A 22389-nucleotide genomic window follows, 5' to 3' on the forward strand; every position below is an offset into this window, starting at 1 on the left:
TCGCGGCACCTGCGAAGCCGTCAGCTTCTGGGAGCATCCGCTTGAAACATCGCCTCGGCCTGATCCTGGCCGCACTCGCCCTCCCCCTGCCCATGGCCTTCCCCGCGCTGGCCGCGCCCAAGACGGTGGCGACACTCGACCGCTGGCAAGTGCGGATCGATCCGAAGGACGCAGAGGCCGCGCGTGCGCACCCCCAAGCGGCGAACTGGCTGGCCGCGACGGTGCCGGGCAGCGTGCAGCAGGACCTGATCGCCGCCAAGATCGTCCCCGATCCCTATAAGGGCGCGAACGAAGCGCCGATCCAATGGGCGGGGCTGACCGGCTGGCAGTATCGGACCTCGCTGAACGTCACGCCGGAGATGTTCCGCCGCGATCACCTTGACCTGGTGTTCGAGGGGTTGGACACTTTCGCGACCGTCAGCGTGAACGGTCGGACGCTGCTGTCCGCCGACAACGCGCATCGCCGCTGGCGCGCGGATGCCAAGCCGTTGCTCAAGGCTGGCGCGAACGAGATCGTCGTCACCTTCGCCTCGCCGATCAAGACGCTCCAGCCGATGGTGCTGGCCGAGAAGCATCCGCTGCCCGGTGAGTACGACTCCCCCTATGGCGACGAGCCCAAGGGCGTTCAGACCTCCCCCTATATCCGCAAGCCGAAATACCAATATGGCTGGGACTGGGCACCGCGCATCGTCGATATCGGCATCTGGCGCTCGGTCCGGCTGGAGGCGTGGGACGCCGCGCGGATCGATGGCCTGCGCATCGAGCAGGAGGCACTGACCGATGCCGAGGCACGTATCCTCGCCCGCGCTTCGGTGGTGGCGGACCGTGCCCAGACCGGGCGGATGGACGTCACCGTCACCGGACCCGATGGTCGCCGCATCCGGGTCCGCCGCGAGGTCGCGCTGCAGGCGGGCGAGAATGACGTGACCGTCCCCGTCTCGATCGCCCGCCCACAGCGCTGGCAACCCATCGGCTTCGGCGCGCATCCGCTCTACACCGTCAACGCCACGCTGGCGGGCGCGGATGCGGTGGAGAAGCGCACCGGCCTGCGCACCGTCGAACTGGTCCGTGAAGGGGGTAGCTTCGGGTTGAAGATCAACGGCAACGTGATCTTCGCCAAGGGGACCAACGTCATCCCCTTCGACGCCTTCCCCGCGCGCGTCTCCGCCGCGACCGAGCGACAGATGCTGGAAAAGGCGGTCGCCGCGAACATGAACATGGTCCGCATCTGGGGCGGGGGCTATTATCCCGAGCACAGCTTCTACGACGCCGCCGACGAACTGGGCCTGATGGTCTGGCAGGACTTCATGTTCGGCGGCAGCGTGACGCCCCCCGACGCGAAGTTCCGCGAGAATGTCCGCATCGAGGCCGAGGAACAGGTCGCGCGCCTGCAATCGCACCCCTCGCTGGTCATCTGGGCGGGCAATAACGAGGTGTTGTCGGGCTGGGAAAACTGGTCGGATCGCAAGGCGTTCAAGAAGGCGGTCGGCCCGGACGAACAGGAACGGATCGGCACCGGCATGGCGGTGCTGTTCGACCGCGTGCTGCGCGAAGCGGTGACGAAGAATTCACCCGGCATCCCCTATTGGCCGGGCTCGCCCTCCACCGATTATGAGGGGCCGACCGACACAGACAAGGATGGCGACCGCCATTTCTGGGACGTCTGGTCGGGCTCCAAGCCGGTCGAGCGCTATACCGACAGCTGCCCACGCTTCATGTCGGAATATGGCTTCCAGGCCTTCCCCGACCTGTCGACCATCGCGACCTTCGCCGACCCGGCGGACTTCCGCATCGACAGCCCGGTAATGAAGGCGCACCAGAAGTTCCTGAGCGGTGAAGGCAATGACCGCATCACCTTCTACCTGAAGCAGAATCTGCGCGACCCGCGCGACTTTGCCGATCTGGTCTATCTGTCCCAAGCGATGCAGGCGCGCGCCATCGGCCTTGCCGCGCGCCATCACCGCGCCTGCCGCCCGGTGACGCTGGGTTCGCTTTACTGGCAACTCAACGATAGCTGGCCCGCGATCAGTTGGTCGAGCATCGACTGGACCGGGCATGACAAGATGCTCCAGCACGAGGTCCGCCGCTTCTTCGCGCCGCAGACCATCGTGGCCGAGACGAAGCCCGGTGCGACCCGGATCGCCCTGGTGTCGGACGCCACGACGCCCAAGCCGCTGGGCTGGCGCGTCACCGGCTATGCGATGGACGGCCGCAAGCTGGGCTCGCAATCGGGCGGCGTGACCATGGCCGCCGCCTCGGCCAGCGATGTCGCGATGATTCCCGACGCAGCGCTGTTCGCCAATGCCGCGCCCGAAGGCAGCTACGCCGTCGCCGAACTGTTCGACGGCGACAAGGCGATCGCGCGCCAGATCGTCGAGCGGAAGGTGCCGCGCGACATGGCCTATCCCGCCCCCGGCATCACCGCCCGCTGGGAGGGCAAGCAATTGACGCTGAGCGCGCGCAACCTCGCGCGGCAGGTGCAGGTCAATTTCGGCACCATCGCCGCCGAACCGTCCGACGATGGCTTCGACCTGTTGCCAGGCGAGAGCATCACGCTCACCATTCGGAGTGACGCGGACGCCGCCACGCTGGCGCGCACGCTTGCCATCTACACCCTCGGTCCGAAGGACGCCCAGTGATCCCCTTCCTCCTCCTCGCCGCCGCCGGTCAGGCTGCTCCCCCCGCCCTTCCCGAAGCCGCACGGAAGCTGACCATCGAGCAGAAGGCGGCGCAACTGGTCAACGAGGCCCCCGCCGAACCCGCGCTCGACCTGCCCGCCTATGACTGGTGGAGCGAGGGGCTGCACGGCATCGCGCGCAACGGGCCCTCGACCGTCTTTCCGCAGGCGATGGGCATGGCCGCCACCTGGGATCCCGCACTGATCCAGAAGGTCGGCGATGTCGTCGCGGTCGAGGCGCGCGCGAAGTTCAATTCCCGGCCGCTGAACGCCGATCGCGGGCTGTATCAGGGGCTCACCATCTGGTCGCCCAACATCAACATCTTCCGCGATCCGCGCTGGGGACGGGGTCAGGAAACCTATGGCGAGGACCCCTTCCTCACCAGCCGCATCGGCATCGCCTTCGTCCGTGGCCTGCAAGGGCCGGACCTCAAGCACCCCAAGGTCATCGCCACCGTCAAGCATCTCGCGGTCCATTCGGGGCCGGAGGGCGGGCGCGACAGCTTCGACGTGATGGTGTCCCCGCGCGATCTGGAGGCGACCTATCTTCCCGCCTTCCGCGCGACGATCACCGAGGGGCAGGCGCTGTCGCTGATGTGCGCGTACAATGCGATCCACGGCACGCCGGTCTGCGCCAGCCCGATGCTGCTGACCCAGCGGCTGCGCACCGATTGGGGGTTCAACGGGCTGGTCGTGTCGGACTGCGACGCGGTCGGCAATATCTGGATGTTCCACCATGCCCAGCCCGACGCGCCCGCGGCGGCGGCGGCGGCTTTGCGCGCGGGGACCGACCTGAATTGCGGCAAGGCCTATCTGTCGCTGCCCGAAGGGGTGAAGCGCGGCCTGGTGACCGAGGCGGAGATCGACACCGCGCTGGCCCGTGCGCTGGCGGTCCGGCACATGCTGACGGTCGATAGCCCATGGAACCGGATCAAGCCCAGCCAACTCGCCACCCCCGCCAATCGCGCGCTGGCGCTGGAGACGGCGCGCAAGGGCATCATCCTGCTCGACAATCCGAGCGACCTGCTGCCGCTCAAGGGCAAGCGGATCGCGGTGTTCGGTGCGAATGCCGATGATCTGGGCGTGCTGGAGGGCAATTACCACGGCACCGCGATCAACCCGGTGACGCCGCTGGAGGGCATCCGCGCGAAGTTCGGGCGCGATGTCCGCTATGCGCAAGGCTCGGTGCTGGCCGAGGGGGCGTTCGTCGGCGTCCCCGAAACCGCGCTGTCGGCGAACGGCAAGACCGGCCTCGCCGTCGAGACACTGGGCGCGAACGGCCAGTGGTCGGCGGCGGGTCAGGACCGCCGCATCGACTTCAACTATACCAAGACCGCGCCCTTCCAGCGCCGCTGGACCGGCACGCTGACCCCGCCGGGGCCGGGCCAGTATCGTCTGCGGCTCGACGGCCCGGCCTGCTGGCATGCCTGCCCGGCGCATGACGCGGTGAAGCTCTATATCGACGACCAACTGGTTATCGACGACGTGATCGGCGGCAAGACGCTGGAAACCGCGATCGACGGCAGCGCGCAGCGCCGCATCCGCGTCGAGATCGACCATAAGGGCGGCGACGAAGGTTTCCGCCTGCAATGGCTCCCCCCCGCCGAGGCGCTTCAGGCCGAGGCGTTGAAGGTCGCGGGCGATGCCGATGTGCTGGTCGCGGTGGTCGGCCTGTCGCCCGATCTGGAGGGCGAGGCGCTGGGCGTCTCGGTCCCCGGTTTCGCAGGGGGCGACCGCACCGACATCGTGCTGCCCGAGATGCAGCGCAAGCTGCTCGCCGCGCTCCAGGCGACCGGCAAGCCGGTGGTTGCGGTCGTCGTGTCGGGCTCGGCGGTGTCGCTGGGTGACATCAAGCCCGCCGCGACGCTGGCGGCCTTTTATCCGGGGGCCGAGGGCGGCACGGCGCTGGCCGAGATCCTTTCGGGCGACGTGAACCCTTCGGGTCGCCTGCCCGTCACCATCTATCGATCGACCGCCGACCTGCCCGCCTTCGCCGATTACGGCATGAAGGAGCGGACCTATCGCTATTTCACCGGCAAGCCCGCCTGGGGCTTCGGCCATGGCCTCAGCTACACCAAATTCGACTATGGCCAGCCGAGCGTGACCGCCAGCGTCGCCGTCGGCCAGCCGGTCGAGGTCGCGGTGCAGTTGCGCAATATCGGCCAGCGCAGCGGCGAGGAAGTCGCGCAAGCCTATCTGGTCCCGCCCTCGACCGACGAGAAGCCGGTGATGACCGACCCCGTGCTGCAACGCCAGTTGGTCGGCTTCACCCGTGTCGCGCTCAAGCCCGGCCAGGCGGGCACCGCGCGCTTCACCATCGATCCGCGCCTGATGAGCCAGGTATGGCGCGACGGCAGCCGCCGCATCCTGCCGGGTACGTACAAGCTCTATATCGGCGGCGGCCAGCCGGGTGACGGCGTGGGCCAGTGGACGCAGTTCACCGTCACCGGTCAGGCGCAGGACCTGCCCAAGTGAGGCCCAGCCGTCGTGAACTGATCGCCGGGGGCGCGGCGCTGGCCGCCGCCCCGGCCTTCGCCGCCGCGCCTTCGCTTATCAGCAAGCGACCGCCGGTGGCCGAACGCCGCTTCGTGTCGAAGGCGGTCGAGGCGGAGATCACCCGCGTCTCGAAGATGATCGCCGACCCCGAACTCCGCTGGATGTTCGGCAACTGCTATCCCAACACGCTCGACACCACCGTCCTGTCGCTGGGCGAGGTGAATGGCAAGCCGGATGCCTTCGTCATCACCGGCGACATTCCGTGCCTTTGGCTGCGGGATTCGGCGGCGCAGTTGCGGCCGTACCTTCACCTCGTGAAGCGCGACCCGGCGCTGGGGCGGCTCTTCCGGGGGCTGATCGGGCGACAGGCGCGGTCGATCCTGATCGATCCTTACGCCAATGCCTTCATGCAGGACCCGAGCGCCCGGACGAACCTGAAATGGGCGCTGAGCGACGATACCGAAATGAAACCCGGCGTCGCCGAGCGGAAATGGGAGATCGACTCGCTCTGCTACGCGATCCGGCTGGCCTATGGCTATTGGCGCGAAACGGGGGACACGACGCCGTTCGATGCGGAGTGGAAGGCCTCCGCCGCGCTGATCGTGAAGACCTTCCGCGAGCAGCAGCGCAAGGATGGCCCCGGCCCCTATCGCTTCCGGCGGTCCGCGCCCGAGCCGACCGAGACACTGTATCGCGGCACCGGCCTGCCGACCCGGCCCAATGGCATGATCCATTCGAGCTTCCGCCCCTCGGACGATGCGTGCCTGTACGGGCAGTTCGTGCCCGCCAATCTGTTCGCGATGACGGTGCTTCGGGAACTCGCCGCGCTGTCGAACGCGGTCGGGGAGGCCGCCTTGGCGCAGGATGCGACAGCCCTCGGTGCCGAAGTCGAAACCGCGCTCAGGCAGTTCGGCACGATGACGCTGCCGAATGGCGAGCGGGTCTGGGCCTATGAGGTCGATGGCTATGGCAATGCCGTCTTCATGGACGACGCCAATGTGCCCTCGCTCTCCGGCCTCGCCTATCTGGGCTGCGTCGATCCCGCCGATCCGCTGTGGCAGCGCACCGTCGCGGCCTGCTGGAGCCGGAACAATCCCTGGTATTTCGAGGGGCGGGCAATCAGCGGCATCGGCGGCCCCCATACCGGGCCGGGCCAGGTCTGGCCCATGTCGGTCGTCACCCGCGCGCTGACCTCGACCGATCCGGCATTGCTTCGCGCGAGCCTCGCCATGATCCGGCAGTCGCACGGCGGAACCGGCTTCATTCACGAAGGGGTCGATATCGACGATCCCACCAAGTTCACGCGCGACTGGTTCGCCTGGGCCAATGGCCTGTTCGGCGAACTGGTCGTCCATGTCGCGGCCATAAGGCCGGAAGTCCTGCGGGAGACCTTTGCATGATCCTGAGCCGCCGCGCGCTCCTGGCCGGAACCGCGCTCGCCGCCCTCCCCATTCGCGGCGTGATGGCCAGCCTGCCCACCTTACCGACCCGCCCCAATTTGTTCGTCGGGACGGGCGGCGACGGTCATACCTATCCCGGCGCGGTCCTGCCCTTCGGCATGGTGCAGTTGAGCCCCGACACCGATGTCGAGCGCTGGGACACCTGTTCGGGCTATCACGATGGCGACGGCTCGATCATGGGGTTCAGCCATACCCATTTGTCGGGCACCGGGATCGGCGACATGCTGGACGTGCTGGTGGTGCCGACGCGCGGGGAATTGAAGCTGGTGCCGGGGCCGCTGTCCAACCTGGACGAAGGCTATCGCCAGCGCTACTCCGACGAGATGGCCGAACCCGGCTATTACCGGGTGAAGCTGGAGTCCGGCGTTCTGGCCGAACTGACCGTGACCGAGCGGACGGGGTGGCACCGTTATACCTATCCCAAGGGGCCGGGCCATGTCCTGATCGACCTGTCGCATCTGGTCCTCGACAAAAGCGATGCCAGGCCGCTGATCACCGATGCCGAGCTGACTATCGAGCCCGACGGCACGATCACCGGCACCCGCCGCGTGTTCCGCTGGGCCAAGGGACGGCGCATCTTCTTCGCGATGCAATTGTCGAAGAGGCCGAGCCGTATCCAGCTTTATGGTGACGGCGATGCGCCGGTTGCGGGCACCAACGCCAAGGGCAACCGGTTGAAGGCGGCGCTCCATTTCGACGAACTGGGCGATGCGCCGCTGCTGATCCGTTGCGGCATCTCGGCAGTCGATGTGGCGGGGGCGAAGGCCAATCTGGCGGCGGAGGCGTCGCATTGGGACTTCGGTCGCGTGCTGGAGGCGGCGCAACGCCACTGGGCGACCGCGCTGGGCGGGGTCCGGGTCGAGGGCGGGACGCCGGATCAGCGGACGATCATGGCCTCGGCCAATTACCACACGCTGATCGCGCCGACGCTCTTCTCCGACGTGGACGGGCGTTACGTCGGGCTGGACGGGCGGGTGCACACGACACCCGCTGGCCAGTTCGCCTACAGCACCTATTCCACCTGGGACACGTACCGCGCGCTGCACCCCTGGCTGATCCTGACCCAGCCCGAACAGGCCAGGAAGCTGATCGAGGACGTCATCCGCCAGACCCAACAGAGCCTCTACGGCCCGCCGGTCTGGACGCTTCAGGGCAAGGAAACGGGCATCATGATCGGCTGGCACGGCACGCCGATCATGGCCGAGGCGATGGTGAAGGGCATTCCCGCCGATTACGCCGCCGCCTGGCCCGGCATCGCCAAGCGCAGCTTCGACTTCTCCGCGCCCGATCTGGACAATAGCAAGGGCCGCGACCTGTACGACGCCAAGGGCTATGTCCCCGCCGACAAATGGTTCGAAAGCGTCAGCCGGACGCAGGAATATGCCTATGACGACTGGGCCGCGTCGCACATCGCGCGCCGGGTCGGCAAGACGGCCGAGGCGGACCGCCTCCTCAAGCGCTCGGGCAATTGGCGCAACGTCATCGATCCCTCGATCGGTTTCGCCCGTCCGCGCTTCGATGACGGTAGCTGGTGGAAGGATTATGATCCCGTCCAACTCGGCCATATGCCCAAGCCCTGGTGGCGGGATTATACCGAGGCCAATGGCTGGCAGGCGACCTTCCTCAACCAGCATGACGTGTACGGCCTGATCCGCCACATGGGCGGCGATGCCAAGTTCGAGGCCAAGCTGGACGAGTTGTTCAGCGCGCCCTCGACGCTGCCCAAGAACGCGCCGCCGGACATTTCGGGGCTGGTCGGACAATATGCGCATGGCAATGAGCCGGACCAGCATGCCGCCTATCTCTACGCCTATGTCGGCGCGCCGTGGAAAACCCAAGCCATGGTCCGCCGCCTGCTGACCGAGATGTACAAGAACGCCCCCGACGGCATCATCGGCAATGACGATTGCGGCCAGATGAGCGCGTGGTTCCTCTTTTCCGCGCTCGGCTTCTATCCGGTCGATCCGGTCAGCGGCGCCTATGTGTTCGGCGGTCCGCTGTTCGATCGGGCACAGGTGGCGATGGGCGGGGATCGAACCCTGACCATCGAGGCCAAGGGCAATGGTCCGACCACGCCCTATATCCAGTCGGTGACCTGGAACGGTCGTCCCTGGACCAAGAGCTGGATCGACCATGCGACGCTGTCCAAGGGCGGCACCCTGTCCTTCACCATGGGCGCGCAGCCCAACCGCGCCTTTGGTCGCAACCCCAAGGACCGCCCGCCCTCCTTCGACCACCTGCCCGCCTGATCCCTCCCGGAGCCGCCTTGAAGATGACCGATTTCTCCCGCCGCGCCGTCCTCGCCACCGGGCTCGTCGCCTCCGCCACGCCCGCCTTCGCCAAAGCCGGGCCGGGTGCCCCCGCCCCTTATGGCGCGGTCCCCTCGGCGCGGCAGTGGCGCTGGCATCAGCGCGAGCAATATGCCTTCATCCACTTCGCCATGAATACCTTCACCGACAAGGAATGGGGGTATGGCGACGAAGACCCGAGGACCTTCAACCCCAGCGATTTCAGCGCCGACCAGATCGTCGCGGCGGCCAAGGCGGGGAATTTGAAGGGCATCATCCTGACGGCGAAGCATCATGACGGCTTCTGCCTCTGGCCGACGAAGCTGACCGAGCATTGCATCCGCAACTCGCCCTACAAGAACGGCCAGGGCGATATCGTTCGCGAGATGTCGGATGCCTGCAAGCGTGCCGGTATGGCGTTCGGCATCTATCTTTCGCCCTGGGATCGCAACCACCCCGAATATGGTCGGCCCGCTTATGTGGAGTATTTCCGCAAGCAGGTGGTCGAACTCTGCACCGGCTATGGCGAGTTGTTCGAATTCTGGTTCGACGGGGCCAATGGCGGCGACGGCTATTATGGCGGCGCGCGCGAGACGCGGCAGATCGATGCGCCCAAATATTATAACTGGCCCTCGATCATCGCATTGGTCCACCAGCACCAGCCCATGGCCTGCACCTTCGATCCGCTCGGCGCGGACATTCGCTGGGTCGGCAATGAGGATGGCGTGGCGGGCGATCCCTGCTGGCCGACCATGCCGAACCATCCGTACGTCCAGTCCGAAGGCAATTCGGGCGTGCGAGGGGGTGCGCTCTGGTGGCCTGCCGAGACCAACACCTCGATCCGGCCCGGCTGGTTCTATCATGCCGACGAGGACTCCAAGGTCCGCAGCCCGGAAAATTTGGTCGGCTATTTCGACACCTCGGTCGCACGCGGCACCAACATGAACCTGAACCTGCCGCCCGACCGGCGCGGGCGCATCCCCGATCAGGATGTGAAGATCCTCAAGAGCTTCGGCGACGCGATCCGCGCCAGCTTCGCGAGCGACCTCGCCCAAGGCGCGGTGGCGAGCGCCAGCCATGTGCGCGGCAAGGGGTTCGAGGCGGCCAAAGTGCTGGACGGCAACCGCGATACCTATTGGTCCGCCCCCGATGGCGTGACCACGCCCAGCCTGACGCTCGACCTGCCGCCGGGGCGCAGCTTCGACCTGATCCGCATCCGCGAATATCTGCCGCTGGGCGTCCGCGTGACGCGCTTCGCGGTCGATGCCGAGGTGAACGGCGCATGGCAGCAACTGGCCGAGCATGAGTGCATCAGCGCACAGCGGATCATCCGCCTGCCCGCGCCGATCACCGCACGCCGCATCCGCCTGCGCATCGTCGACGCAGCCGTCTGCCCCGCGATCAGCGAGGTTTCGCTCTTCAAAAGCGTCGCGCCGGTCCCCGTGCCCGCCATCGTGTCGAGCGACCCGACGGTCATGGATACCAAGGGCTGGGCCATCGTGTCGGCCAGCGCGCCGGGGGCGGAAAAGCTGCTCGACAATGACGCCAAGACCATCTGGATCCAGCCCGCGCCGACACCGGGCAAGCCCGCCAGCGTGACCATCGACATGGGCAAGACGCAGGATGTCGCGGGCTTCAGCCTGACCCCGTCGCGCCAAGTGATGATCGACGCCGCCCCGCCGCGCGGCTATGTCGCGGAGACGAGCGTCGACGGGAAAAGCTGGACCCCGGCGGGGTCGGGCGAATTCTCCAACATCGCCTATGCCCTATCGACCCAGCGCCTGCCCTTCACCAGCGTCCGCCCGGTCCGCTATCTGCGGCTGACCTTCGCCGAAATGTCCAAGCCCGCCGAAAAGCTGGCGATCGCCGGGATCGGCGGTTTCACCAAGCGCTGATTCCCACGCCGCTCACCACCCCATCCGCAAGGACAGGGTGGCGAGTGGTATGATCCGGTCGCTGGTCGCATTGGGCGCTTCCGATGCGGCCAGTGCCCCGTCGCGGATCAGCGCCAATATCTCCGCGCGCAAGGTCGCTTTCGCGCCGCCCAGCGTCAGCGGTTGCGACAGAGCAAACCCCGCGCTGCCATAGGCGCGGTCGCCCAGGCCTTCGCCGTAGAACCCATCCCAACCCATGCCGAACGCCAACGGCAGGGAGAGTTGCGCCGCATCCTCGCCCTCGCCCAATTTTTGCGACGGCGACAGACTCGCCAGCGTGAAGAACCCGCCATCGCCCTGCGTCCGCCGGGTGACCACGATATTGGGGCCGAGATCGCCCAGCGCGTCCTTGCCGGTCCAGGCCATGGTCACGCTCGCCTCCTGTGTCGTGGGATCGACGCCGTTGGGGCTGGTCTTCACCGCATAGGCGAGCGCCGCCGTCAGCCCCTCGACCGGACGCCACGCCAGCGCCGCGATCGTGTTGCTTTCGTAAAAAGCGCGCGGGCGGCTGCGCTCGCCGGGCGACGGCGCGTGGAAGCCATTGGAACTCTGCCCCGTCAGGAACCAGCGCCCCCGTCCCGCCGCATCGCGATCCAGCACCACCGCCAGCCCGATGGTGGCATGAACCGGCACGCGGTCCACACCCGGTCCGTCCTGGTCATAGGTCGCGCGGGCATAATCGCCGTTGCGCACGTCCAGGGTCAGGATCGGATGCATCCCGCCCCCGCCCACCGATACCGAGGACAATGTGGCGTCCTCGGTATCGACCAGCGGCACGCTCTGCCCCCATAGCGGAGCGGCGGGAAGCAGCGCGAGCAGCCCCGCGAGCCGGAGCATCATCCGGCGCGTCGGACCAGCCAGACCGTATCCCCGGCATCATCGACGACATAGAGCGCACCGTCGGAGCGCGTCTGGATGCTGACCGGACGACCGAACACCTCCCGCTTTTTAGCGTCGGCGACGAAGCCGGTCAGGAAGGGCTGCGGCGCGGCGGTCGGGCGGCCCTGCGCGAAGGGGACGACCAGCACGTCATAGCCGTTCAGCGTCGATCGATTCCACGACCCATGCCGCGCGACATAGGCATATTGCGCGTCCGCCGGCGTGTTCTTGGCGAAGGCGAGGCCGAGCGCGGCGGCATGGGCACCGACCGCCACATCCGGCATCAGGGTCGTCGCCAACAGGTCACGCCGGTTGTTGGCATGGCGCGGATCCTGCTTGCCGTAATAGCTATAGGGCCAGCCATAGAAGCCGCCCTCCTTCACCCCGACCAGATAGTCGGGAGAGATATCATCGCCGAAATGGTCGCGCTCGTTGACGGCGGTCCATAGCGTCCCCGATCCCGGTGCCCAGTCCATCCCCACCGGATTGCGCAGACCCGAGGCGTAAAGCCGTTCCCGCCCGCTCGACAGGTCGATGGCGAGGATGGCGGCGCGGCGCTTTTCCTCGTCCATACCGTTCTCGGCGACGTTGGAGGCCGACCCGACCGAGACGTACAGCGTGCGCCCGTCTGGCGAGAGCAGCAGGTTGCGCGTCCAGTGATTGTTATACCCGCCCGCCGGAAGCGAGACCACGGTGCGCGGCGCACCGGTCAGTTGCGTCTGCCCCGGCTGATAGGGAAAGCTCAGTACCGCATCGGTGTTGGCGACATAGAGCCGCCCGTTCGCATATTGCATCCCGAAGGGTTGGTTCAGCCCCTCGCGCAGGACATGACGCTGCTCCGCCACGCCGTCGCCGTCCGCATCGCGAAGCAGGGTCAGCCGGTTGGCCGAAAAGCCATAGCCGCGTGCCATATGCCGCGCCCGCGCCTGTTCGGGTTCGAGGTCGGGCTTCAGGGCGGTGCGCGCCTCCGCCACGATCACGTCGCCATTGGGCAGGATCAGCGCCTGGCGCGGATGGTCGAGCCCGCCCGCGAATTTGGTGACGCGCCAGCCGCGCGGCGCGACGGGGGTCCGCCCCTCCGGCCAGCCGATCGTCCTGGGGTAGACCATCGCGGACTCGGTCGCGAACGGCGCGTCCCGCTCGGTCTGGCCCAGCACAGGCCGATCCGCGCCGGGAGCCTTGTCGGGCATCCGACCATCCTGCGCCTGGGCCGCAGCCGCCATGGCCGTCATCACCGCCGCGCCCACCGCGCGACGCGCCGTGCGTCGATTCATCCTGACGTCTCCACCATTCGTCGATGGAGGCGAAAAAGCGCGAAATGCCGCTCCGCTCCGCAACATAAAATAATGTTCATGTCCCGCGCCAGTGGGCCCGATCATGCGTTACGAGTTTGCCTCGCGCTCCCAAACCATGCGCTTCTGTCGGAGTGTTCCCGACGCGCATTCTTGAAGCCTTCGGGGAACGGTGCCGAACCGGCGGATATCACGGGAGCCATCGCCTTTCTGACCAACGCCCCAACCTGATCGGTCCAGCCAAACTTGATAAAGATCAAGATCGGAACAACGAAAACCATCGTGGCCGCCGCCCCGATAAATCCCTGAAACAACTGGGAGCTAATCAATATTACTAACGTTCTTGCTCCATAACGAAAGGGGCGAGATTGTTCATCCTGCATCTGGCACTTGGCGGCTGCCTGAAATCGCCGCCTGTCCATTATGGCATCACCGCCGACACGGGCGGCCATATCGCCTATATTCTCGATGCAGCGATGGCGCAGGCGGATCATATTGATACGGATCAAGTCTCGATCGTCACCCGGTTGTTCGACGATGTGGCGCTGGACCGCGAACATGGTCTGGCCAGCGAGCGGATTTCGCCCAAGCTGACCATCGACCGGATCGCGACGGGCGATCACCGCTATCTCGAAAAGGAAGCGCTGGCCAACGACCTGGCGGCCTTTACCGAGGCGTTCTGCGCGCATCTGGAAGGCTTGCCGCGTCTGCCCGACGTGATCCACGCGCATTTCTCCGACGCCGCCGCCGTCGCGGCCGAGGCACGGCGCCGCTTCGCCATCCCCTTCATCTACACCCCCCATGCGCTGGGCATCGACAAGCGCAAGCATCAGGGCAACAGCCCCGCATTGGACGGACGGATCGCCGCCGAACGCAGCGCCATCGCCGGGGCCGATGCCATCATCGTCTCCACCCGCGACGAGGCGGAGCGGCAGGTCCATGCCTATGCCGCGCCGGTCACGGGCCGTATCCACTGCATCCCGCCCGGCGTCCCCAGCCGCGACGCCAGTCCGATCAGCCGCCCCTCGCTGTCCGAACGGCTCGACACCATGCTGGCCGACCCCGCCAAGCCGATCGTGCTGGCGATCGCCCGGCCCGTCGCCAAGAAGAACCTCGGCGCGCTCGCCCGCGCCTATGCCGCCTCGCCCGCGCTTCGGGACGCTGCCAATCTGGTCATTCTGGCCGGACAGCATGAGGGCCCCGGATCGCCCGAGGAACGCGCGGTGCTGGCCGAACTTCAGGCGTTGGCGCAAAGCCCCGCGCTGCACGGCCGCTTCGCGCTGCCGCCCGAACATGACGGGCATGACGTCGCGGCGCTCTATGACCGGGCGGCAAAGGGCGGCATCTTCGTCAACGCGGCGCTGCACGAACCCTTCGGCCTGACGCTGATCGAGGCCGCGGCGGCGGGGGTGCCGGTGGTCGCGACCCGCCATGGCGGCCCCAGCGAGATCGTCGGGGCGCTGGACCATGGCCTGCTGGTCGAGCCGAGCGACGAAAGCGCCATTGCCGAGGCGTGCCTGACCATCTTGGCCGATCCCGAATGTCACGCGCGGATGAGCGAGGCGGGGCGTTCGGGCGCGGCGCACTATGACTGGCGGCGCTATGCTGCGGAATCGACCGCCCTCTATGCTCGGTTGCCCCGCGCGCCGGGACTGCTGGCCAGCGATATCGACCATACGCTGACCGGCTGCCCGGCGGGGGCCTATGGGTTTGCCGAATGGCGGCGGGCGAGCGGCCTTCCCTTCGTCGTGGCGACGGGGCGCTCCTTCGCGATGGCGCGCGCGATCCTGTCGCAATGGGGCCTGCCCGAACCCGATGCCTTCATCACCGATGTCGGCACGCGCATCATGTTGAAGAGCCAGCGCGGCTGGCAGGAATGTCCCGCCTTCTCCGCGCGGTTGAACCACGGATGGGACCGCAAGGCGGTGGTCGCCGCGCTGAAGCCGCTGCGCCTGCGTCCCCAGCCGCGCGACACCGCCGGGCCGCACAAGCTGAGCTTCTTCGGCACGGCGGAGGATGCGATGCGGGTCCGCGCGACGCTGGCAGAACAGGGGATTGCCGCCAAGACCGTTTTCTCGCATGGCCGGCTGATCGACGTGCTCGCGCCGCTGGGCGGCAAGGCGGCGGCGGTGGCGGCCTATGCCCGGCGGCTCAACCTGCCGCTTGGCGCGTGCATCGCGGCGGGGGACAGCGGCAACGATGTCGACATGCTGGAGGCGTGCGGCCATGCCATCGTCGTCGGCAATGCCAGCGACGAACTGGCCGGACTGCCCCCGCGTGAGGGCTTGATGCGTGTCGCGGGCCATCATGCGCGCGGCGTGCTGGAGGGGCTGGAACGGCTGGGTCTGGCCGATCCCAAGCCCGCCGCGATCCCGGTGCGCAGCGCCATCCGGGCCAGCGCGGCATGACCCGGCCCTTCGGTTACTTCGTCCACCATCAGGGGCGCGGCCATGCCGAACGCTGCGCCGCGATCCTGAACGCGCTGCCGCCCGAGCGCCCGGTGACGGTGTTCTGTGCACGCGACGATATCTTCCCCCCGCTGCCGCCGCAGGTGGAGATGGTCGTCATCCCCTCCCTGTTCGAGCCGACCGGGCTGGAGGCACGCGGGCTGGACGCGGTGCCGACGCCCGACACACTCCACTGCGCACCGCTGGGTTGGCCGGGCATCCGGCATGCCATGGCGCTGATCGCGGGATGGTTCGACCGCGCCGACCCCGCGCTGATGATCTGCGACGTGTCGGCGGAGATCGCACAGCTCGCGCGCATCTGCTCGGTCCCGCATGTGAAGATCCTGCAACATGGCGACCGGAGCGATCCGGGCCACCGCGCCGCCTATGACGGGGCCGCCGGGCTGCTCGCAGCGTTCGACGAGGCGCTGGCCCAACCCGAATGGGACGCGGCGATGCGCGCCAAGACCTGTTTCGCGGGCGGCCTGGGCGTCGACACCCGCGTCCCCGAGCGCGAACTCGCCCGCCAGCGGATCGGCGTCGGACCGGAGGAAGAGGTGATTCTGGTCCTGTCCGGCGGCGGCGGCGAAGGCTTCGCACAGGCCCCGCTCGGCGTCGGGGCGCGTAGCCGTCCGGGCGCGCGCTGGATCACCATCGGCCCGGTCGTGCGCGACTGGCACGCCACCGAGCCCGCCAATATCGAGCATCGCGGCTGGGTCGATAATGCGGCGGATCATGTCGCCGCCGCCGACCTGGTCATCGCCTCGACCGGCAACACCACCTGCCAGCAGATCCTGGCCGCCGCCCGGCCCTGGCTCGCCATTCCGGAATGGCGCTATTTCGATGAGCAGCACCGCAAGGCCGAGGCGTTGGCGGCGGCGGGCGTCGCCTGTGTCCGGCCGCACCTTCCCTCTTCGGCGCAAAGCTGGACCGCCGCGCTGGCCGAAACCCGCAGCCAGCACCGCCCCGCCGCCCAGCGCGTGATGATCGCCGACACCCCCGCGCAGGACGCCGCCGACTGGCTGGAGGCGCTGGCCGCGCGGCTCTGGCCGGTCGAACTCGATCATTCCCCCACCCCCAATTCCGCCGGAGCCCATTCATGATCTCGCCATCCAGCATCTCGGTGGTCACTCTTGCCGGGGGCCGCCCCGATCATCTCCGCAACGTGGTGCTGGGCCTGAGCCGTCAGACGCTGCTCCCGGTCGAACTGATCGTCGCGGTGATCCAGGACGAGGGTTATGACCTGCCCGACGCGCCCTTCCCGATCCGCCAGATGATGGTGTCGGGCCCGCGCCTGCCGCTGGCCCAGGCGCGCAACGCGGCGGCAAAGGCGGCGATCGGCGACAAGCTGGTCTTCCTCGACATGGACTGCATCCCCGCGCCCGACCTGATCGCCCAATATGACCGCTATCTGGACGAGATGGACGGGTTGCTGATGGGCGAGGTCCTGTACCTGCCCGGCGGCGCGACCCAGGGCGAATGGCGCTATGAAGACTTCGCGGCGCGCGCCGTCCGCCATTCCGACCGGCGCGGCCCCCCGCCGGAGGGGATCGAGCGGTGCGAGGATTATCGCTGCTTCTGGTCGCTCAATTTCGCGATGCGGCGGGCGACCTTCCTGGCGACGGGCGGCTTCGATGAACGCTATTCGGGCTATGGCGGCGAGGATACCGATTTCGGCAAGCTGGTCGACAAGGCGGGCGTGCCGATCGCCTGGATCAAGGGCGGCCTCGCCTATCACCAATACCACCCGCACCACATGCCCCCCGTCCATCATATCGACAGCGTGGTGCGCAATGCCGAACTGTTCGAGGAGAAATGGGGATACCGCACCATGGGCCATTGGCTGCACGCCTTTCGCCTGATGGGCCTGATCGACGACACGCCCGGTCGCCCGATTCGCATCCTGCGCCGCCCCGATGCCGATGACCTGAGCCTGACCGGCCAGCAGAGCCATCAGCCCTATGCCAACACCGCCAGCGTCATCCGCTTGCTGGAGGAGCGCGCCGCGAGCGCCCAGGTCGCGGCATGAGGATCGCGCTGCTCGCGCATGTCCGCCAGCCGATCCGCCAGCCCTTTCTCGGCGGGATGGAGGCGCATGGCTGGTATCTGGCGGAGGGGCTGGCGGCGCGCGGGCATGAGGTGGTGCTGTTCGCCAGCGGCGACAGCGACCCGCGCTTCACCATCGATCCCGTACTGCCCGAACATTATGAGGCGGTGTTCCCCTGGGCCGAGCATCGCGGCAAGCCCGAACTGATCGCGCATGTCGATGCGGGCTATGCCGAGGCCTGCGACCGGATCGCGCGCGGCGGGTTCGACGTGGTGCACAATAACAGCCTGCACCGCTTTCCGCTGGAGCCGCGCCGCACCGCCGTGACGCCGACCGTCACCTCGCTGCACGTGCCGCCCTATGACGCGCTGCATCACTTCGTCCGGGTCAGCCCCGCGCCCAGCCACCGCCTGACCGTAACCTCCGCCAGCCAGCTTCGTGCCTGGTGGCCGGAGGGTGCGCCGCCCGAGGCGTCGGTGCTGCACAATGCCATCGACCCCGCCGCCTGGCCTTTCGTGCCGATCGGCAATGGCGAGGCGGTGTGGTGCGGGCGGATCACCCCGAACAAGGGGACTCATAAGGCGATCGACGCGGCGCGGATCGCAGGCGTCCCGCTGACCCTGTTCGGCGCGGTCGAGGACCCGGATTACTGGGCGGCGGAGGTCGAGCCCCGGCTGGGCGGTGGGATCCGCTATGGCGGGCATCTGGACGGCACGGCCCTGGCGGCGGAACTGGGGCGGGCATCGGTCTTCCTGTTCACGCCGTGCTGGGACGAGCCGTTCGGGCTGGTCGCGATCGAGGCGATGGCCTGTGGGCTGCCCGTCGCGGCGTTCGATGCGGGTGCGGCGCGCGAGGTCGTGGGCGAGGCCGGGTGCATCGCCCCGGCGGGCGACAGCACGGCGCTGGGCGGGGCGATCCTTGCCGCCATCGCCATCCCCCGCAGCGTCGCCCGTCGCCGGGTGGAGACGCATTTCGCCCGCGACCTGTGGCTGGACCGGTGCGAAGCGCTCTATGCCAGCGTCTGCGCCGCCGGGCCGAGCGCCATCGCCGCATGACCGGCGACGTCATCGAACACCAGCGGACGTTGCTGCACGAGCTATATCGTCGCCATGTCCGACCGGGCGAAGCTTACGCGCTGGTCGACTTTCCCGATCATCCCAATGTCGGGGACAGCGCGATCTGGCTGGGGGAGATGGCCTGTCTGCATCACATCGGCGCGGGCGGTCCGGCCTATATCTGCCGCTGGGACGATTTCGACGAGGCGGCGCTGCGGGACGCCTGCCCCCACGGTCCGATCCTGATCCATGGCGGCGGCAATCTGGGCGATATCTGGCCGCATCACCAGCATTTCCGTGAGACGATACTGGCTCGTTTCCGCGACCGCCGGGTGGTTCAGCTTCCCCAGTCGATCCATTTCCGCGACGAAGCCCAGCGCGATCGGTTCGCGAAGGTGGGGACCGAGCATCCCGACTTTCACCTCCATGTCCGCGACACCGCCAGCCTCGCACTGGCGGAACGGCATTTCGACTGCCCGACGACGCTTGCGCCAGACTCCGCCTTCGGCCTCGGTGCCCTTCCCCGCCCGGTCGAGGCCGACTGCGCCTGCCTGATGCTGCTGCGCTCCGACGCCGAACGGGCGGAGCGCGACGATGCGCCGCTTTCGGGCATCAGGGGAAGCGTCATGCTCGACTGGCTGGAGGAGCCGCCGGTCGCCACCGACGATCCGCTCGCCCGGTCGCGTAGCCGCGTCGAGCGCGGGCTTCGCCTGTTGGCGCGGGGGGAGACGGTGGTGACCGACCGGCTGCACGGCCATATCCTGGCGCTGCTGCTCGGCATTCCGCATGTCGTCATGGACAATGACTATGGCAAGGTCGGCGCCTATATCGCCACCTGGACGCAGGCCAGTCCGCTGGTCCGCCGGGCCCGCTCCCCGCTGGAGACGGCGGCGATGGTGGCCGGATGATCGACGTCAGCCTGCTGATCTGCACCCGCAATCGGCGCGACAGTCTGGCCGCGACGCTGGCCTCGATCGTGCGGGCGGCGGAGCAGGCGCGCGGGACGCGACTGGAGTTGATCGTCGTCGACAACGGATCGTCCGATGGTACGCCCGCCATGGTGCGCTACTGGGCGACCGAGCGCGGCTTCACCATCCGCCTGCTGTCCGAACCGCGCCCCGGCCTGTCGCGGGCCCGCAACATGGCGCTGGCGGCGGCGCGGGGGCGGATCATCGCGATGACCGATGACGATTGCGTGCTGCATCCCGATTACTTCGCCCGGCTGATCCGGGCCTTTGCCGCGTTCTCCGCTCCCGTCGTGATCGGCGGGCGCATCCTGCTGGGCGATCCGGCGGACCTGCCCGTCACCGTCAAGCTGGAGGATCATCCGATGACGGCGGACCCGAACGGGTTTCCCGGCGGCTTCGTGATGGGGGCGAACCTGGCCTTCACCGCCGATGTGCGGAGCCTGGTCGGGCGGTTCGACGAACGCTTCGGGGCGGGTGCGCCCTTCCGTGCCGCCGAGGATACCGACTTCCTGTTCCGCGCACAGGCGGCGGGCATCCCCATCCGCTACGATCCCGGCTTCGTGGTCGACCATTATCATGGCCGCAGGCGTGAGGACGAAGCGGTCGCGCTGCTGGCGGGCTATGGCTTCGGCGACGGCGCGCTTTATGCCAAGCATCTGTGGACCGACCGCCGCATCGGACGGTTGATCCGCGAGGATGTGCGCAACCTGCGGATGCGCTTCGTCGGGCCGGTGCCCGCCATCCGCCACTTCCACGCCTTTCGCCTGCGCCATGTGCTGGCGGGCTTCGCCGCCTACGCCCGCGCCGCGATCACAGATCGACGCCCATCCGCACCCCGAACGTCCTCGGCCTGACCGGGGTGGAGACGTTGCGCCGACCCAGCAGGAACGGATTGCCATAGGCGAAGCGATTGCCCCGCTCGTCCAGGATATTGTCGAGCGTGGCGGCCAGCGAATAGCGGCCTTTGCGCGCGGTCAGCGACAGGTTGCCGATGCCATAGCCGCCCTGCCGCACGTCGAACATGTCGCCGACGCCGAGCACCGACGGCCCGACGAAGCTGGCCTCCCCCCGCGCCGACAGGATCAGTTCGGGCGACACGCGGAAATCGCGCGCCACGCCCAGCCGTGCCGAGACGCTGGGCGTTTCGGGCAGCCGCCGGTTCTTCGCCCGGCTGAGCGCGGCGGTGGCGCCGGTCACCTCGTTGTCCGTCACGAAGACCGCCCCGGTCAGGTGCCAGTCGCGCTGCGGCACCCATTCGGCCCAGCCCTCCAGCGCATCGACCCGTGCGTCGCCGATATTGCTGGTAACCGGTTGCCCCGACCGGTTGAGCAGATCGGCCTGGATCGCGGTCCAGCGGGCGTGCGACAGGCTGAGCGAGGCGGACAGCCCGGTCGGTCCGCGTCGCAGACGGCGGACGCCGAACTCGACCATATGGATAGAGTCGGATTCGAAATTGGCGACCCGCCCCACCCCCGCCGCGACCGCCAGACCGCCGGTGCGGAACCCCGACTGATAGCGACCGAACAGGCTCCAGGCCGGGGCCATCACCCAGGAAAAGCCGAAGGTCGGATCGACCCGCGTGGTCGAGCGCCCCCGGACGTAATTGGCGCTGCGCGGCCGGATCGAGGGTTCGCCATCGACCCGCGCCGCCGTCACCCGCCCGCCCATCGTCAGCGACAGCCGAGCGCTCAGCGGATGCGTCGCCTCGCCGAAGATCGCGCCGCTGCGCGTCAGGTTGGTCACGCCGATCACCGGTCGCACCCCCTGTCTGGCGGTCAGCGTACGCCCCATCACCGACTGGTCGGACACCAGATTGATGCCGACGACCCAGGAGCCGCCGCCTGCCAGCCGCCGCGACAGGCGGCTTTCATGCGTGAACAGGGTCTTCGATCCATCGAGTTGATAGGCTTGGCCCGCGCCCAGCACGCTGGCGTCGAACCGCTCGAACGAGGCCCCCCGCACCAGCCCGGTCGCCGACACCAATTGCAGACCATCGTCCCATTTCTTCGACAGCAGCAGACGACCGAACGTCATGTCGCTCCATGACGGTTGCGCGATCGCCGCGCGGCTGACCAGCACATCCTCGCTCATCACATATTGCGCGTCGCGCGCGACGATCGACTGGCCCCCACCGCCCAGTTCGGCTTGCCACCCATCGCCCAAGGCCCAGCGCAACGTGCCGCGCAACCCGCTGGTCAGCACCCGGTTGATGTCGGTCGCGCCCGTCCGGCCATTGTCGATATAGCCGCCATCGACCGCATGATAGCCGACCAGCCGCACGCCCAGCGTTCCGGGCAGCAGCACCTTGTTCGCCACCGCCGCCACGTCTCCGCTCGGCGACCCATGGGTGGCCAGCCCGCCGCCCCATTCCAGCCGCCCGGCATCCCGGTCGAGCGCCACCGGATTGGAGGTCAGCCGGATGATCCCCCCGATCGCCCCCGATCCGTGCAGCGCCCCCTGCGGCCCCTCGGCGATCTCCACCTCGCCGATATCGTATAGGCGCAAGCCGGGATCGGGACCGGCAAAGGCGATCTGCACCTCGTCCAGATACAGGCTGGCGGTCGACTCGGTCGCGCCGTTGAAGCTGCTGTCGGCGATGCCGCGAATGAACAGCTTGTTGCGCCCCGGTCCCAGCGCGGTGGTCTGAAGGATCGGGGTCTGTGCCGCCACGTCGCTGAGGTCGACCGAACCGACCGGCACCGTGACGCCGCGCCCGATGACCGAGACGCTGCCCGGATAGCGGGCCAGTTCGGTGCCCTGCTTGCTGGCGGTGACGATGATGTCCTGCGCATTGCCACTCGGCGGGGGCAGCGCGGGTCGGGGGGCCGGGCGTGGCGTCACGGTGC

General features: G+C 68.1%; 14 protein-coding genes. 11 read left to right on the plus strand and 3 right to left on the minus strand.

What is annotated here, in order from left to right; all coding sequences use genetic code 11:
• Nucleotides 1–41: 41 nt before the first annotated feature.
• The 5 genes from SM191_RS03875 to SM191_RS03895 are packed head-to-tail and all read left to right on the plus strand — an operon-like array spanning nt 42 to nt 10816.
• Nucleotides 42–2639, plus strand: a complete 2598-nt coding sequence (locus tag SM191_RS03875; protein ID WP_341505048.1) for a beta-mannosidase — start codon at nt 42–44, stop codon at nt 2637–2639.
• On the plus strand, nt 2636–5152 hold the full coding sequence (locus SM191_RS03880) for a glycoside hydrolase family 3 C-terminal domain-containing protein (RefSeq protein ID WP_341505049.1): 2517 nt from the start codon (nt 2636–2638) through the stop codon (nt 5150–5152). Before SM191_RS03875 ends, SM191_RS03880 begins: the two co-directional genes overlap by 4 nt.
• Nucleotides 5149–6573, plus strand: coding sequence for a glycoside hydrolase family 125 protein (locus SM191_RS03885; protein WP_341505050.1), 1425 nt, complete (start codon nt 5149–5151; stop codon nt 6571–6573). The genes SM191_RS03880 and SM191_RS03885 overlap by 4 nt, the downstream gene beginning before the upstream one ends.
• Nucleotides 6570–8882 (plus strand): GH92 family glycosyl hydrolase, encoded by a 2313-nt coding sequence (locus SM191_RS03890; RefSeq protein WP_341505051.1) that lies wholly within the window; start codon nt 6570–6572, stop codon nt 8880–8882. Before SM191_RS03885 ends, SM191_RS03890 begins: the two co-directional genes overlap by 4 nt.
• 23 nt (nt 8883–8905) lie before the next feature.
• A complete protein-coding gene (locus SM191_RS03895; RefSeq protein WP_341505052.1) occupies nt 8906–10816 on the plus strand; it encodes an alpha-L-fucosidase in 1911 nt (636 codons plus the stop codon).
• Between the two features lie 12 nt (nt 10817–10828).
• Here the strand turns inward: SM191_RS03895 and SM191_RS03900 are convergent, their stop codons facing one another.
• On the minus strand, nt 10829–11695 hold the full coding sequence (locus SM191_RS03900; protein WP_341505053.1) for a hypothetical protein: 867 nt from the start codon (nt 11693–11695) through the stop codon (nt 10829–10831).
• The gene (locus tag SM191_RS03905; protein WP_341505054.1) at nt 11692–13008 is read right to left on the minus strand and encodes a PQQ-dependent sugar dehydrogenase; all 1317 of its coding nucleotides are present in this window, start codon (nt 13006–13008) and stop codon (nt 11692–11694) included. Before SM191_RS03905 ends, SM191_RS03900 begins: the two co-directional genes overlap by 4 nt.
• Nucleotides 13009–13394: 386 nt before the next feature.
• Here SM191_RS03905 and SM191_RS03910 point away from each other — a divergent pair, with 386 nt between their 5' ends.
• The 6 genes from SM191_RS03910 to SM191_RS03935 are packed head-to-tail and all read left to right on the plus strand — an operon-like array spanning nt 13395 to nt 20397.
• Entirely contained in the window at nt 13395–15434 is a 2040-nt protein-coding gene (locus SM191_RS03910; protein WP_341505055.1) for an HAD-IIB family hydrolase, read from the plus strand.
• On the plus strand, nt 15431–16576 hold the full coding sequence (locus SM191_RS03915; protein WP_341505056.1) for a glycosyltransferase: 1146 nt from the start codon (nt 15431–15433) through the stop codon (nt 16574–16576). The genes SM191_RS03910 and SM191_RS03915 overlap by 4 nt, the downstream gene beginning before the upstream one ends.
• Complete coding sequence (locus tag SM191_RS03920) at nt 16573–17502, plus strand: galactosyltransferase-related protein (protein WP_306999708.1); 930 nt, start codon at nt 16573–16575, stop codon at nt 17500–17502. The genes SM191_RS03915 and SM191_RS03920 overlap by 4 nt, the downstream gene beginning before the upstream one ends.
• A complete protein-coding gene (locus SM191_RS03925; RefSeq protein WP_306999707.1) occupies nt 17499–18575 on the plus strand; it encodes a glycosyltransferase in 1077 nt (358 codons plus the stop codon). Before SM191_RS03920 ends, SM191_RS03925 begins: the two co-directional genes overlap by 4 nt.
• On the plus strand, nt 18572–19483 hold the full coding sequence (locus SM191_RS03930) for a polysaccharide pyruvyl transferase family protein (RefSeq protein ID WP_341505058.1): 912 nt from the start codon (nt 18572–18574) through the stop codon (nt 19481–19483). The genes SM191_RS03925 and SM191_RS03930 overlap by 4 nt, the downstream gene beginning before the upstream one ends.
• Nucleotides 19480–20397 (plus strand): glycosyltransferase family 2 protein, encoded by a 918-nt coding sequence (locus SM191_RS03935; RefSeq protein ID WP_341505059.1) that lies wholly within the window; start codon nt 19480–19482, stop codon nt 20395–20397. The genes SM191_RS03930 and SM191_RS03935 overlap by 4 nt, the downstream gene beginning before the upstream one ends.
• Here SM191_RS03935 and SM191_RS03940 read toward each other — a convergent pair.
• On the minus strand, nt 20354–22389 hold a 2036-nt coding region (locus tag SM191_RS03940; protein ID WP_341505060.1), incomplete at its 5' end, for a TonB-dependent receptor. The two genes, SM191_RS03935 and SM191_RS03940, sit on opposite strands and share 44 nt — an antisense overlap.

The sequence above is a fragment of the Sphingomonas sp. 2378 genome (genome assembly GCF_038084995.1).
GTDB lineage: Bacteria > Pseudomonadota > Alphaproteobacteria > Sphingomonadales > Sphingomonadaceae > Sphingomonas.